The sequence below is a fragment of the Prodigiosinella aquatilis genome, from assembly GCA_030388725.1.
GTDB classification, from domain to species: Bacteria; Pseudomonadota; Gammaproteobacteria; order Enterobacterales; family Enterobacteriaceae; genus Prodigiosinella; species Prodigiosinella aquatilis.
Window position 1 is genome coordinate 2893986 of record CP128857.1, and the last position, 14088, is coordinate 2908073.

12 protein-coding genes are annotated in these 14088 nt (G+C 53.3%); 5 read left to right on the top strand and 7 right to left on the bottom strand.

Features of this window, described 5'->3' with window-relative positions; all coding sequences use genetic code 11:
- Positions 1 to 191: 191 nt before the first annotated feature.
- The 6 genes from PCO85_13430 to PCO85_13455 are packed head-to-tail and all read right to left on the bottom strand — an operon-like array spanning position 192 to position 5671.
- Complete coding sequence (locus tag PCO85_13430) at positions 192 to 1706, bottom strand: ABC transporter substrate-binding protein (GenBank protein ID WJV52245.1); 1515 nt, start codon at positions 1704 to 1706, stop codon at positions 192 to 194.
- Positions 1687 to 2721, bottom strand: a complete 1035-nt coding sequence (locus PCO85_13435; protein ID WJV52246.1) for an ABC transporter ATP-binding protein — start codon at positions 2719 to 2721, stop codon at positions 1687 to 1689. The genes PCO85_13430 and PCO85_13435 overlap by 20 nt, the downstream gene beginning before the upstream one ends.
- Positions 2711 to 3703: an ABC transporter ATP-binding protein gene (locus PCO85_13440; protein ID WJV52247.1), complete on the bottom strand. Its 993-nt coding sequence runs from the start codon at positions 3701 to 3703 to the stop codon at positions 2711 to 2713. Before PCO85_13440 ends, PCO85_13435 begins: the two co-directional genes overlap by 11 nt.
- Entirely contained in the window at positions 3700 to 4545 is an 846-nt protein-coding gene (locus tag PCO85_13445; protein ID WJV52248.1) for an ABC transporter permease, read from the bottom strand. The genes PCO85_13440 and PCO85_13445 overlap by 4 nt, the downstream gene beginning before the upstream one ends.
- On the bottom strand, positions 4542 to 5480 hold the full coding sequence (locus tag PCO85_13450) for an ABC transporter permease (protein ID WJV52249.1): 939 nt from the start codon (positions 5478 to 5480) through the stop codon (positions 4542 to 4544). The genes PCO85_13445 and PCO85_13450 overlap by 4 nt, the downstream gene beginning before the upstream one ends.
- 2 nt (positions 5481 to 5482) lie before the next feature.
- Entirely contained in the window at positions 5483 to 5671 is a 189-nt protein-coding gene (locus PCO85_13455; GenBank protein ID WJV52250.1) for a hypothetical protein, read from the bottom strand.
- 190 nt (positions 5672 to 5861) lie between these two features.
- Between PCO85_13455 and PCO85_13460 the strand changes: the two genes are divergently transcribed.
- Together PCO85_13460 and PCO85_13465 are read left to right on the top strand one after the other, a co-directional pair.
- On the top strand, positions 5862 to 6617 hold the full coding sequence (locus PCO85_13460; GenBank protein WJV52251.1) for a LuxR family transcriptional regulator: 756 nt from the start codon (positions 5862 to 5864) through the stop codon (positions 6615 to 6617).
- A gap of 101 nt (positions 6618 to 6718) precedes the next feature.
- Positions 6719 to 7618, top strand: coding sequence for a proline iminopeptidase-family hydrolase (locus PCO85_13465; protein WJV52252.1), 900 nt, complete (start codon positions 6719 to 6721; stop codon positions 7616 to 7618).
- 108 nt (positions 7619 to 7726) lie between these two features.
- On the opposite strand, the gene PCO85_13470 is transcribed toward PCO85_13465, so the two are convergent.
- A complete protein-coding gene (locus PCO85_13470; protein WJV52253.1) occupies positions 7727 to 9763 on the bottom strand; it encodes a choline transporter in 2037 nt (678 codons plus the stop codon).
- A gap of 372 nt (positions 9764 to 10135) precedes the next feature.
- Between PCO85_13470 and betI the strand changes: the two genes are divergently transcribed.
- Genes betI through betA form a run of 3 tightly spaced genes read left to right on the top strand, consistent with a single transcriptional unit; the run spans position 10136 to position 13932 of the window.
- The gene (gene betI / locus PCO85_13475; protein ID WJV52254.1) at positions 10136 to 10723 is read left to right on the top strand and encodes a transcriptional regulator BetI; all 588 of its coding nucleotides are present in this window, start codon (positions 10136 to 10138) and stop codon (positions 10721 to 10723) included.
- Between the two features lie 26 nt (positions 10724 to 10749).
- Entirely contained in the window at positions 10750 to 12222 is a 1473-nt protein-coding gene (gene betB, locus PCO85_13480) for a betaine-aldehyde dehydrogenase (protein WJV52255.1), read from the top strand.
- Positions 12223 to 12246: 24 nt separating this feature from the next.
- Complete coding sequence (gene betA / locus PCO85_13485) at positions 12247 to 13932, top strand: choline dehydrogenase (GenBank protein WJV52256.1); 1686 nt, start codon at positions 12247 to 12249, stop codon at positions 13930 to 13932.
- Positions 13933 to 14088: the final 156 nt, after the last annotated feature.

The window sequence follows — 14088 nt, forward strand, 5'->3', positions numbered from 1 at the left end:
TATAAAAAATTATTAAATCAGCACACTACGACATTATCCGGAACAGCCGGACGGGGATTCTCTGGCACGGTAAGCCGTGCCAAACAACAAAACAAAGCCCGCTTATGTTTTTTTAAGCGGGCTTTTAACTTTTGTTATTTGATTACATTTTTGTTTTGGTCGGTCCCTATTTCCCCAGGAATGGCAAAAAATTACTCTTTTACCGTTTCTTCCAGCGTGAAACGGCCTAGCGGGTTTTGGTGGAATCCTTTAATGTTTTTACGAGTGACATTGCGGTACGGGCTGTAATAGAGATCGATCCAGTTCACATCCGCTTTGGCCATTTTTTGCAAATCGATATACATCTGTTTACGCTTGACCGGATCCATTTCGACACGAGCTGCGGCAACCAACGCTTTGACCTTTGCATTGTGGTAACGGGTCATGTAATTCATGTTGGAATCATCACCCAACACAAAGGTGGTTTTCTGATCAGGGTCAAGAATGTCGTTGGTCCAGTACATCACTGAAATGTCATAGTCGCCAGCAACCAACATACTCCAGCTCTGGCTTGGGTCCACCTTCTGCAATTTGGCGGTGATGCCCGCTTTTGCTAACTGTTGCTGCAACAAAATGGCAATCTGTTCATCCACTTCATCACCGGCATTCACCAGGTAATTGAGCGTCAGATTTTTTACGCCGGCACTGGCTAACAGCTGCTTAGCTTTTTGTGGATCGTAAGGCCGTTGCAGATTATCCGCGTAGTGATAAAGCGCTCCTTCAGGAATATAGGAATTGGCGATTTTACCGTAGCCAAACGTGATGGTATCGACGATGGATTTTTTATCTATCGCAAAATCTATCGCCTGACGCACCGCCACCTTGCCTAACGGACCATGCGAATGGTTAATTAACAAGTGATCTTCGCGAGTTGAGCGGTCCAGCTCAACGTTCAGGTTAGGATCTTTCTGCAACGACGAGATACGGGAGAACGGGATGGACAAGGCCGCATCAATCTCGCCAGCCTGCACTTTCAACATACGGGTGTTGTCATCCGGCAGCGTCAGCCATTCCACGCCATCCAGTTTCACTTTGTTGGCTTCCCAGTAATAGGGATTCTTCACCAACACCACCTTCTCACCCCGATCCCACTCTTTGACACTAAAGGCACCAGAACCTACCGGGTGTTCGGCAAAGTCCTCTTCACCTTGCCTGGTCAACGCCTGTTGCGATATCACCGACGCATTAGGCAACGCCAACTGTGACAGAAATGCCGCTGACGGCGTTTTCAAGGTGATCACCAACGTGTGCGGATCTTTGGCTTCCACCTTATCAATAATGCTGTAAGAGTCTCGCCACAATGATTCGGCACTGTCGCGGATACGCAGCAGGCTGAAGGCGGCATCGGCCGCCGTCACCGGTGTACCGTCTGAAAATTTGGCATCACGCATTTTCAGGGTATAGACCTTGCCATCCGGAGAAATACTCCAGCTTTCCGCCAGCCCCGGCACCAATTTTGTGCCACTGTCATCAACGCGAATCAACGGATCAAACACATTGGAGAACACCCAATTATCCGCGTTTTGTGCCGATTTTATCGGGTCAAACGTGGTGCTGTCTTCATGGCGTCCAATAGTGAGAATCCCGGCAGCCTGTGCCATTTCACTGACCAGGCTGAACGCCAGCATCAGCCCGGCGGCAATAACGTTAAAATGCTTTTGCTTCATGTAACATTTCCTCAGTCAACGGATAAATCCTGTCGCTGCTGCTGTCATCAAGCACGCAGTCGAAGGCATGGTCGGCAATATGCCGGGTTTCGGGTGCTGTACCCTGACCGCATGACGGTAAGGCATAGGCACAACGTGGATGGAAAGCGCAACCGGCGGGAATATCCAGCGGACTGGGTGGCTCGCCCTGTAGCGAATGCCTGGGCAGCGGCCGGTCAGGGTCAATCTCGGGGATCGCTGCAACCAATGCCGCGGTATACGGATGTCGCGGTGTGCTGAAAACGATGGGTGTTGGCCCACTTTCCACAATACGGCCGAGATACATCACCGCCACCCGGTCACATAGGCGACGCACAATCGCCAGATCGTGGGCGATAAACAGAATCGCCAGCCCCATACGCTCACGCAGGTCCATCAACAAGTTGATAATTTGCGCCTGAATAGAGACGTCCAGCGCCGCTACACATTCATCGGCAACAATTAAACGTGGCTCAATGGCCAGCGCCCGGGCGATACCGGCCCGCTGACACTGCCCACCGCTCAATGCCTGCGGACGGCGCGTCGCCTGCTCCGGGCTCAAACCCACCAGCGTCAGCAACTCGGCAACCCGTGCCGCGATGGCAGATTCCGCCACTTTGTGATGCACACGCAGCACTTCGGCAAGACTTTCGCCTAGCGTCTGACGCGGATTTAACGACGAAAATGGGTCCTGGAAAATCATCGCGGTTTGCTGGCGCAACCGGGTAATATCCGGCCTCATCCCATCAGTAATCAATCGACCGTCAAAACGCACACGGCCTGAAGTGGCATCTTCCAAATGCAGAATCGCCCGGCCCAGCGTGCTTTTTCCGCTGCCGGATTCCCCTACCAGCCCCAGTGTTTCACCGGCCTGAATGTGTAAGGACACCCCATTGACGGCGTGAACATACCGTTTTTTAAGACTAAAACCACCGGACACTGGAAAAGCGACCGTGAGATCTTCCACTTCCAGCAATGGATATAATTTACTGGCCATGTTCCCTCCCACACAGCATGGCATGTAGCGGATGGTGACACGCGGCAGCATGCGCACTACCGGGCGTGGCAGTCTGCATCACCGGCTGAACACGTTGACAGTCAAGGGTGGCGTGCGGGCAACGTGGATGAAAACGGCAACCGGTGGGAAAACGCTGCGCCAATGGCGGCTGGCCCGGTATGGTGATCAATCGCCCTAATCCACCTTCGCTGGCGGGCTGGCAATCAATCAGCCCGCGCGTATAGGGATGGCACGCCTGCGCAAGTACCTGGCGTTTATCCCCAGATTCACACAGTCTTCCGCCGTACATCACCGCAATACGATCACAGGTTTGTGCCACCACGCCGAGGTCATGAGTGATCAAAATGATGGCAATGCCCAGCCGGTCCCGCAGGTCGCTAAGCAGTCGCAAAATCTGCATCTGCACGGTGACATCCAGCGCTGTGGTAGGCTCATCGGCAATCAGCACCTTCGGCTCACAGGCCAGTGCCACGGCAATCATGGCACGCTGACGCATACCGCCAGAAAATTCATGCGGGTAGTTATCCACTCGCCGAACCGGATCGGGGATGCCAACCTGACGTAATAATGTGATCGCCTGCTGGCGCGCATCGTGGCGACTGGCGCCGAAATGCAGGCGCCGACTTTCGGCAATCTGCTGACCGATGGTCATCACCGGGTTCAGATGACTGGCTGGATTCTGGAAAATCATGCCAATTTCCCGACCGCGGATGGCAGTCATCTGCTTGTCGTTGAGCGTCAATACATCCGTGTCATTGAGCCTGATTTGACCCTCGCGAATCGTCAATCCCTCACCGGGTAATAGACGCATCATCGCCCGGCAGGTCAGGGTTTTTCCTGAGCCGCTTTCCCCCACCAGACCGAGAATTTCCCCGGCGTCCAATGACAGTGACAACGCATCCACCAACGCCGTACCCTGACGGTCTTCAATCATCAGGCCTGAAACCTGCAACAGTGTCATGGCTGTGCTCCCAGCTTGTCGCCCAATCCGTCAGCCAGCAGACTGAAGCCCATCGCCAACACAACAATGGCCAGTCCGGGAAACGTGGTTATCCACCAGGCGGTGGTGATAAAACTTTGGCCTTCGGCCACCATCACACCCCACTCGGCAATCGGTGGCTGAACGCCAAGACCGAGGTAACTCACTGCCGCGCCATTGAGCAACACCAGCACGCAGTCAGACATGGAGAACACGATCGAACTGGTAAGCGCGTTAGGTAATATATGTATAAACAGAATGCGCGGGTGGGTATAACCCAAGCTTCGCGCGGCCAGAATAAAGTCCCGATGTTTAAGCGTCAGTACCTGTGAGCGCACCAACCGCGCATAAGACACCCATCCCACCATCGCCATAGCGATATAAAAACTGCCGAGGCCCGGGCCAAGAATGGCAATAATCGACAACATCAACACCAGAAATGGAAACGCCAGCACAATATCGATGATCCGCATCAAGACGGTATCCACCGCACCACCGAGATACCCGGAAAACGCGCCGATGACCGTACCGATGGTAAAGGGGAAAATCACCCCGATGATGCAGATTTGCAGATCCACCCGTGCACCCCACATCACCCGGGAAAAAATATCCCGGCCAAAGTTATCGGTACCAAAAGGATGAAGCAGATCGGGCGGCAACAGTGTCGCGGCAACGTTCTGAGCAATGGGATCATAAGGTGCCAGCCAGGGACAAAACAGGGCCAGTAACACCCAAACAAACAGAATCGCCATGCCGGTTCTTAACGCCTGCTGGCGCGGTAGCCAGCGACGTTTGACACCAGAGAGGATTGTCATCGCGCTCATAGTTTTACCCTCGGGTCTAGCGCCACGGTCAACACGTCAGCCAGGAGATTCACCGCCACCGTTGCCAGGGAAAATACCAGTACCACGCCCTGTACCACCATGTAATCACGGCTGATGATCGCCTTAACCAGCAATTGCCCCATGCCGGGAATAGCAAAAACACTTTCAATCACCACAGTACCGCCAATCAGCCACCCGATATTGACCGCCAGCAGATTGACAGTCGGCACCAGTGAATTCGGTATAACATGACGCCAGAAAATACGATTTTCGCTCTGTCCACGCGCCCGAGCGGCGGTGACATAATCGGTTTGTAATTCCATCAGCAGGCTGGCGCGCAAATTACGGGTCAGCACGGCGGACAACGCCAGCGCGATCGTCAGACAAGGCAAGAACATATGATGCAAACGTTCGCCCCAGTCACTGCCATAGCCCGAGACCGGAAACCACCCCAGCGAGAGGCTGAACAGCAGAATCATCATGATCGCCAACCAGAACGAGGGCAAACCCAGGCCAATGGTAGAGAACAGGCGGACCGCCTGATCGGCCAGCTTTCCACGATGACGGGCGGCACTGGCGGCCAGCGGTATGGTAAACAGTATCGATAGCAGCACACTGCCCAACACCAGATACACCGTCGGTTCAAGGCGTGACATGATCAGTTTCAGGGTATCAACTCGATAGATAATCGATTTTCCCATCTCACCGTGCAGCAAATTACGTAGGAAATAGAAATATTGCAGCCACAGCGGTTCATTCAACCCATATTGCGCCCGAACGCGGGCGATAGCGGCGGGTGTACTGTGTACTCCCAGCAGAATGCGCGCCGGATCGCCGGGAATGGCTCGCACCATAATAAAAGTGAGCACACTGATACCGAACAATACCGGCAGCAATTGCAACGGGCGCCACAACATAAAGCGGTAACGGTGCATGGCTATCCCCTCATGTGATGCTTAAAATTCGGTGTACGATGGCGAAACAACGGATCATGGGTATGCCACCTGAATGTCGGGTATGGCTGCGCACCTGATTGGTGCAACGCGGTATAACAACGCATACTGCCCAGACCTTCCATTCGGGCATCCCGCCTTTGCTGCTGCGCTGAATGGTCACGCTTTATCATGTTGCCCCCCTGCTTCTGATGGATACTTGCCAGGCTCACAGCTACGTTAGCCTCTGTGGTGTGCCGCCGGTAGTTAGTAAAAATACTAGTTTTTCGTAATGAGGAAGCTGGCACCGTGTTTGCATGGTGTCTGATCGGTAGCAGTATTTGTGCCCGAATAGGCAAGTGCCGATGAAGAGGAGATAGTTTCATGAAGGTCGCGGTGCAAGACAGAACCACACCAATGCGGGAAACAACGGTGGATAGTGCGTTTAACCAGCTTTTCGCGCGGACATCCCGTCTTGGTTTTGACGCGCTGATTTACGACTACACACCCGTACCACGTTCGCTGGAAGGTGAGTTGATCACGCCGTCGATACTGCATATGCACAACGTGCCTGCTGATATGCAACGGCTGTGGAGTGAGAGCGGTTATTATCAGGTCGACCCAGTTCAACATTATGCGCTGGAAAGCTGTGCCCCTTTCATCTGGTCTTATCAACGGCCAGATAGCACCTCACTGCACAATCGGCTCAGCGACAAGAACAAACCCGTCACTCATTACATGTGTGACAACAATATGCCCAGTGGCGCGACAGTGCCGTTGCACCTTCCTCATGGCAGTTTCGTGACCGTGACGGGCATTCACACCGGTACCGGGCATGAGCTGGATATTCATGATGTACTGGCCGAATTCAGCTTGTTGGCACAGACTTTTCAGGAACAGATCTATCCGCTGTTTGATGACCGTGTTCTCACCTGCCATCATGTGCACTTGAGTAAACGCGAGCGCGAATGTCTGTCCTGGGCGGCTGAAGGACTGACGGCCAAAGAGATCGCCCGCAAACTTAACCGATCGATCGCCACCGTGACGCTGCATCTTAATACCGCGGGGCGCAAACTCGGCGCCAATAACCGGGTACAAGCGGTGGTTCGTGCCCTGCACTATCGTCTGCTCGATAGTTGAGCACGCGTCAGAACGCAGTGCTTTTCTATCTTTTTTACTAGCTGTTCAATACCGTTCGGACGTTTACCCTGTGGTTATTATTCACCGACAAGGGAAACGTTATGTACAACATCACCGAAGGCTACGCGCCTTATCTGGAATATCAGACCTGGTATCGTATCTGTGGCGACCTTCACAATGGCATGACGCCGCTGGTCGTGGCACACGGCGGACCGGGATGCACCCACGACTATGTGGATGCCTTTCGTGATATTGCCAAAACCGGCCGGGCTGTCATTCATTACGACCAACTGGGTAATGGCCGCTCCACTCACCTTCCCGACCAACCCGCCGATTTCTGGCAGCCTTCATTGTTTCTGGCTGAACTGGATACCCTGTTGTGTCATCTCGGTATCGAAAACAACTACGCGCTGCTCGGACAATCCTGGGGTGGCATGCTGGGCGCCGAACATGCCGTCACCAATCCGCCAGGCCTGAAAGCGCTGATCATCGCCAACTCGCCAGCCTCGATGGCCTTATGGTTGCAAGCCGCATCCCGTCTGCGTAGCGAATTGCCAGAGGAGGTGCAAGCCACGCTACTGGCTCACGAATCTGCTGGTACGCTGGACAGCGACGAGTACAAAGCCGCCTCTCAAGTATTTTATCAGCGTCATGTGTGCCGCCTCGATCCCTGGCCAGACGACGTCAAGCGCACCTTCGACGCCATGGACCTCGACCCGACGGTCTATCACGCCATGAACGGCCCCACCGAGTTCCATGTCATCGGCAGTATGAAAGAGTGGACGGTGATTGATCGCCTGTCCGCTATCGACGTCCCGGTACTGCTGATTTCTGGCTATTATGACGAAGCAGCACCGGAAGTGGTGCAGCCTTTCGCCGATCACATCAAGGATGTGGAATGGGTGATTTTCGAACACTCCAGCCATATGCCGCACGTTGAAGAACGCGAAGCCTGCATGGCCAAAGTGGCGACGTTTCTGCAACGAAAAACGCCCGCCTGAACATTTCCCTCATTGACAGAAATCATTTCAGACCGGCGTTTATCACCAACCTGACGGAAGCCTGAAGCGGAATCACAGTAATACGATGACGCTTCAGACTACACGGTATTACCCCGGGAAGGTCAGCGTGTTCCCCGGAGCCTCTCGATGGATATGCAGAAACTGCATATGACGTTCGTACTGATCAAGAATGTCATTGATGATCTGTTCTTTACTGTAATCCATCAGATCATTGCCCTGGGTTCCTTCCATAAGATAGGTTTCCAACCGGTAATAATGAGATTTGCCTGAGCGCGCCCGATAGGTAAATGCCGGTATCGAATAGCGTTGCGGCCAGATCTGATACACAAAGTTCTCCTCATCACCCAGCCGGACCAGCAATTCCAGATGGTTCAGGCGTTCATCGTCCTGCGGCGGCAGTTCGTTGAATTCCACTTTCGCACCACGCAGCTCCAACTCCCGGGCCACGTCCTGCATAGCCGGACGACAAACTGTATTCAACATCTCCTCGGTATGGGTAGTACCAGGATAATTCATCACCCGAGACAAACGCTGTTTCCAGTTCAGCACTTCATCGCCAGAAACCGGCATTGGTGCGAAGATTTGCTGCGACCCAGCTTTACGGTAATCCTCCACTTTCAATGATTTATATAAACCAACCATGACAAAAAACATCACAAAACTGAACGGTAACCCCATTATCACCGTGGTGTTCTGCAAAGCGGTAATACCGTCGGTCATCAACATGCCCAACGTCAGCGAACCAATAGCCAAAGACCAGAAAATCCGTAGCCAGTTGGGTGCGTCATTATTGATGTCAGTCAGGCGGGAGGTGAAGTTCCCTAGCACCAAAGACCCCGAGTCCGCCGAGGTGACGTAAAATAGCAGACCGGTGATGGTTGCCACTGACGCGCTGAAGGTAAATCCGGGATATTGTGCCAGCAAGCTGTAAAAACCACGCTCCGGATAGGCCATTACTTCTTTGGCAAAACCGATGTTGCCATGCAGAACCTGATACAGCGCACTATTCCCGAAGATAGACAGCCACAGCAAGGTGAAGATAAACGGAATAACCAGTGTACCCGCCACGAACTGACGGATAGTCCGGCCTCGTGAGATACGTGCCAGGAACAAGCCGACAAACGGTGACCAGGCAACCCACCAGGCCCAGAAAAATAGCGTCCAGCTATTCATCCAGTCGGTCGGTCGATCAAAAGCAAAACTGTTCAGCGTCATCCCCAAAAAGCGATTGATGTAGTCACCTACATTGAGCACCAGCGCATTGAGTAGAAATTCCGTATCGCCCCAAAACAGCAGAAACAGAATCAGCCCCATAGACAGCAGCACGTTTAGCTCGGAGAGAAAGCGGATGCCTTTGTTAACACCAGAGGTTGCCGAGACGGTCGCCATCACCACAGACAGCATGATCAATGCCGCTTGCGCCGTCAGACCTTCCGGAATGTGGAACAGAACGTTGAGGCCGTAATTAAGCTGCACCACACCGATCCCGAGTGTCGTGGCAATGCCAAAAATAGTACCGATGACAGCGGCAATGTCCACGCTGTGACCAATCGGGCCGTAAATACGCTTACCAAAAATCGGATAAAGCGCCGAACGAATGGTCAGCGGCAAATTGTAACGGTAACTGAAATAACCCAGGGCAATCCCCATCAGCGCGTACATTGCCCAACCGGTCAGCCCGTAGTGAAACAACGTCCAGACCATCGCCTGACGCGCCGCTTCCAGGGTTTGTCCCTGACCTTCCGGCGGCATCATATATTGTGTTACCGGCTCGGCGACCGAGAAGAACATCAGATCAATACCGATGCCTGCGGCGAACAACATCGACGCCCAGCTCAACAGGCTAAACTCTGGCTTGGATTGTTCAGGCCCGAGTTTGATGGAACCATAACGCGAGGCCCCGATATAAATCACAAAAACGATATAGAGCGTGGCGGCCAGCAGATAGTACCAGCCAAACGTAACCGATACCCAATTGAGAACAATACCGATCCATTTATTGGAAAGTACGGGATAAAAAATAGTCATTAACGTAAACGCGAGGATCAGTCCTGCGGACGTGAAAAACACCACCGGATTTATCGTATCCTTTTGCGGTTTTGTGTCGATGTCTGAAGTCGCCATCGTTTCCCCTGCATAGGTTTAAAGTTAAAGCTCCAGAGTGAGTTGGGTAAGCGTGCCTTAGCGCATATCAAGATGAAGTAAGCCAATAACACCAGGCTAACCACGGGAGATCCGCTGAGTACACTTGCCTTCCTCCACTCGTTATGAACCCCAAAAAATCATTAATTCGCCACAGAGAATTAATGCCTGAGATTCAACAATCACCGACCACAAATCATACAATTTATTAACATGGCGGTAATAAAATATATTCATTTTTGATTGAACGTTCAATCAAAAAAAAGTTTAATGGGCACAATCGAAGACAGACGGCCCATCAGAAGACCTCTTTTCTGATGGCATTTATTGATCGGATTGATGGGAGTCAAACCCGTGCCCAAAGTAGGAATGCAGCCGATAAGACGGCAGCAATTGATTGAGGCGACACTGTCCGCAGTGAACGAAGTAGGAATGCACGATGCGTCGATTTCACAGATTGCACGTCGGGCTGGCGTATCTAATGGCATTATCAGTCACTACTTCCGTGACAAGAATGGCCTGTTGGAAGCGACCATGCGTTACTTGTTAAGTCGCCTTGGTGAGGCTGTCACACAACGGCTTGCCGCGTTGAACGATAACGATCCTCGTACCCGGTTGCGAGCCATTATAGAAGGCAACTTCGATGAGAGCCAAACCAACAGCGCCGCCATGAAGACCTGGCTGGCATTCTGGGCCAGCAGTATGCATAGCCCTCAGCTCTATCGGCTACAACGGGTCAATAATCGCCGACTTTACTCAAATTTATGCACCGAATTCAGGCGTTGTCTGCCGCGCGACCGTGCCCGACTGGCCGCCAAGGGAATGGCGGGCCTGATTGATGGATTATGGTTACGCAGCGCATTGAGTGAGCAAACCTTTAACCGCGATGAAGCCCTGCTGATCACCCATCAGTTTATTGAGCAGCAACTGAATGGCGTTTAATCGCAACGAAAAAGACTGGAGAAACCATGTCCCGCTACGGCTTACAAAAACTCTATATCAACGGTGCCTATACCGACAGCACCCGTGATGACACTTTCGATGCCATAAACCCGGCCAACGGCGAAATCATTGCGCAAATTCAGGCCGCCAGCGCGGCGGATGTTGACAATACGGTGGCTGCCGCCGCGCACGGGCAGAAAATATGGGCAGCGATGACCGCCATGCAACGTTCGCGCATCCTGCGACGGGCGGTGGATATCCTGCGCGTACGCAACGATGAACTGGCAGCGATAGAAACCGCCGACACCGGTAAACCCCTGTCCGAAACCCAGACTGTCGATATTGTGACCGGCGCTGATGTGCTGGAATATTACGCCGGACTGATCCCGGCACTGGAAGGCAGGCAGATCCCACTGCGTGACAGCGCGTTTGTCTACACCCGTCGTGAGCCACTCGGCATTGTCGCCGGTATCGGCGCATGGAACTATCCTATCCAGATAGCCTTATGGAAATCGGCCCCGGCGTTGGCGGCAGGCAACGCGATGATCTTTAAACCCAGCGAAGTCACATCGCTGACCGCCCTCAAACTGGCGGAAATCTATACCGAGGCCGGCTTGCCGGATGGCGTGTTCAACGTATTGACCGGTAGCGGTCAAGAAGTGGGGCAATGGCTGGCCGGACATCCGGGGATTGCCAAGGTCTCTTTCACCGGCGGTGTCGCCAGCGGCAAAAAGGTGATGGCCAATGCAGCAGGTTCAACGCTAAAAGAGGTCACCATGGAATTGGGGGGAAAATCCCCGCTGATTATTTTCGACGACGCGGATCTCGATAAAGCCGCAGATATCGCCATGATGGCCAACTTCTACAGCTCAGGACAGGTTTGTACCAATGGAACACGGGTGTTTGTGCCGCAATTATTGCTGCGCGCCTTTGAGCAGAAAATTGTTGAACGCGTGAACCGCATCCGTATTGGCGATCCTGCCGATCCGCTCGTCAACTTTGGCCCGCTGGTCAGTTTTCAACACCGTGATGCGGTGATGCGCTATATAAATAGTGGTAAGCGCGAAGGCGCCACGTTGCTGACCGGCGGACATTGTTTGACGGAAGGCCCACTGGCACAGGGCGCGTATGTCGCACCGACCGTATTTACCGACTGTCGTGATGAGATGCAGATCGTGTGTGAAGAAATATTCGGGCCGGTGATGAGCATTCTTGGCTATCAGCATGAAGATGAGGTTATCCACCGTGCCAATGCCACTGAATACGGCCTGGCGGCGGGACTGGTCACCCAGGATATCAGCCGGGCACATCGCGTTATTCATCAGCTTCAGGCGGGTATCTGCTGGATCAACACCTGGGGAGAATCCCCGGCGGAGATGCCGGTCGGTGGTTACAAACAGTCTGGCGTGGGACGTGAAAACGGGATCAGTACGCTGGAACACTACACGCAAATCAAATCGGTACAGATTGAGTTGGGTAATTTCAGCTCGGTTTTCTAATCCATAAACAGGAGGGAATATCCGATGGAATACGACTACATCATTATTGGTGCTGGTTCGGCCGGCAACGTGCTGGCAACCCGGTTGACAGAAGATCCGGCCATAACGGTGCTGCTGCTCGAAGCTGGCGGACCAGACTATCGGCTGGATTTCCGCACCCAGATGCCTGCGGCACTGGCTTTCCCGTTACAGGGGAAACGCTATAACTGGGCGTATGAAACTGACCCGGAACCGCACATGAACAACCGCCGCATGGAGTGTGGGCGCGGTAAAGGGTTGGGCGGATCATCATTGATCAACGGTATGTGTTACATCCGTGGCAATGCACTGGATTTTGATAACTGGGCCACACTTCCCGGTCTGGAGGACTGGAGTTATCTTGATTGCCTGCCCTATTTCCGCAAAGCGGAAACCCGTGACTGCGGGCCGGATGATTTTCACGGTAGTGATGGACCGGTGAGTGTCGCCACACCGCAGGACGGCAACAATCCACTGTTCCATGCGATGGTGGAAGCCGGGGTTCAGGCGGGCTATCCGCGCACCGACGATCTCAATGGTTATCAGCAGGAGGGCTTCGGTCCAATGGATCGTACCGTGACACCGCAAGGGCGTCGGGCCAGCACTGCCAGAGGTTATCTGGATCAAGCTCGTCAGCGTAAAAACCTGACCATCATCACCCACGCACTAACCGAGCGGATTTTATTTGATGGCAAGCGTGCCGTCGGTGTCAGCTATTTCAGAGGTAATGAACGCCGTGCCAGAAATGCCTGTGTCCGCCGGGACGTTTTGCTGTGCGCTGGTGCCATCGCCTCGCCGCAAATCCTGCAACGCTCCGGGGTGGGACCAGTTGAACTGCTCAACCGGCTGGATATTCCGCTGATACACGATCTACCCGGGGTCGGCGAGAACCTGCAAGATCATCTGGAGATGTACCTGCAATATAGCTGCAAACAACCCATATCGCTCTATCCGGCGTTGCAGTGGTTCAATCAGCCACAGATAGGGGTGGAATGGTTACTAAAAGGCACCGGGGTCGGCGCCAGCAATCAATTCGAGGCGGGCGGATTTATTCGTAGCAGCAAGGTCTTTGACTGGCCGAATATCCAGTATCATTTTCTACCGGTAGCCATTAACTACAACGGCAGTAATGCGGTGAAAGAGCATGGTTTTCAGGCACATGTCGGGTCAATGCGTTCACCAAGCCGAGGTCGTGTGCAGGTCAGGTCAAAGGATCCGCGCCGGCATCCGAGTATCCTGTTTAACTACATGTCGACAGAACAGGACTGGCAGGAGTTTCGTGACGCGATCCGCATTACCCGCCAAATCATGGCGCAACCGGCATTGGATCCCTATCGTGGACGGGAAATCAGCCCCGGTGAACAGGTACAAAGTGATGAAGAGCTGGATGCCTTTATCCGCGAACATGCCGAAACGGCATTCCACCCGTCATGCTCATGCAAGATGGGTAGCGATAAGATGGCGGTGGTGGACGGTCAGGGACGCGTGCATGGTATTCAAGGACTGCGGGTTGTCGATGCGTCCATCATGCCACAAATCATTACCGGCAATCTTAACGCCACCACCATCATGATGGCCGAAAAGATAGCCGACCGCATACGAGGTCATCAGCCGCTGGCGAAAAGCACGGCCAACTATTTCGTCGCCGGGGATACGCCGGCCAGAACAGCACCGGTTAGAGAAATTGCCTGACAGATTCAGATTTCGCTCACTCAGGCCGCTTTCGAACAATAGTTGAAAACAAACAGTAAAAAGTCCCATTGCATAACAATGGGACTTCAGTTTGATGATAACCGTTCTGGTTCTACCCCCTCACCCTTTGCCAGGGAAGCGACGTTACCAACGACA

What these genes read in the sequence shown, in the direction of transcription:
- PCO85_13430 (WJV52245.1), bottom strand. Translation starts at nt 1,706, where the DNA reads ATGAAGCAAAAGCATTTTAACGTTATTGCCGCCGGGCTGATGCTGGCG.
- PCO85_13435 (WJV52246.1), bottom strand. Translation starts at nt 2,721, where the DNA reads ATGGCCAGTAAATTATATCCATTGCTGGAAGTGGAAGATCTCACGGTC.
- PCO85_13440 (WJV52247.1), bottom strand. Translation starts at nt 3,703, where the DNA reads ATGACACTGTTGCAGGTTTCAGGCCTGATGATTGAAGACCGTCAGGGT.
- PCO85_13445 (WJV52248.1), bottom strand. Translation starts at nt 4,545, where the DNA reads ATGAGCGCGATGACAATCCTCTCTGGTGTCAAACGTCGCTGGCTACCG.
- PCO85_13450 (WJV52249.1), bottom strand. Translation starts at nt 5,480, where the DNA reads ATGCACCGTTACCGCTTTATGTTGTGGCGCCCGTTGCAATTGCTGCCG.
- PCO85_13455 (WJV52250.1), bottom strand. Translation starts at nt 5,671, where the DNA reads ATGATAAAGCGTGACCATTCAGCGCAGCAGCAAAGGCGGGATGCCCGA.
- PCO85_13460 (WJV52251.1), top strand. Translation starts at nt 5,862, where the DNA reads ATGAAGGTCGCGGTGCAAGACAGAACCACACCAATGCGGGAAACAACG.
- PCO85_13465 (WJV52252.1), top strand. Translation starts at nt 6,719, where the DNA reads ATGTACAACATCACCGAAGGCTACGCGCCTTATCTGGAATATCAGACC.
- PCO85_13470 (WJV52253.1), bottom strand. Translation starts at nt 9,763, where the DNA reads ATGGCGACTTCAGACATCGACACAAAACCGCAAAAGGATACGATAAAT.
- betB (WJV52255.1), top strand. Translation starts at nt 10,750, where the DNA reads ATGTCCCGCTACGGCTTACAAAAACTCTATATCAACGGTGCCTATACC.
- betA (WJV52256.1), top strand. Translation starts at nt 12,247, where the DNA reads ATGGAATACGACTACATCATTATTGGTGCTGGTTCGGCCGGCAACGTG.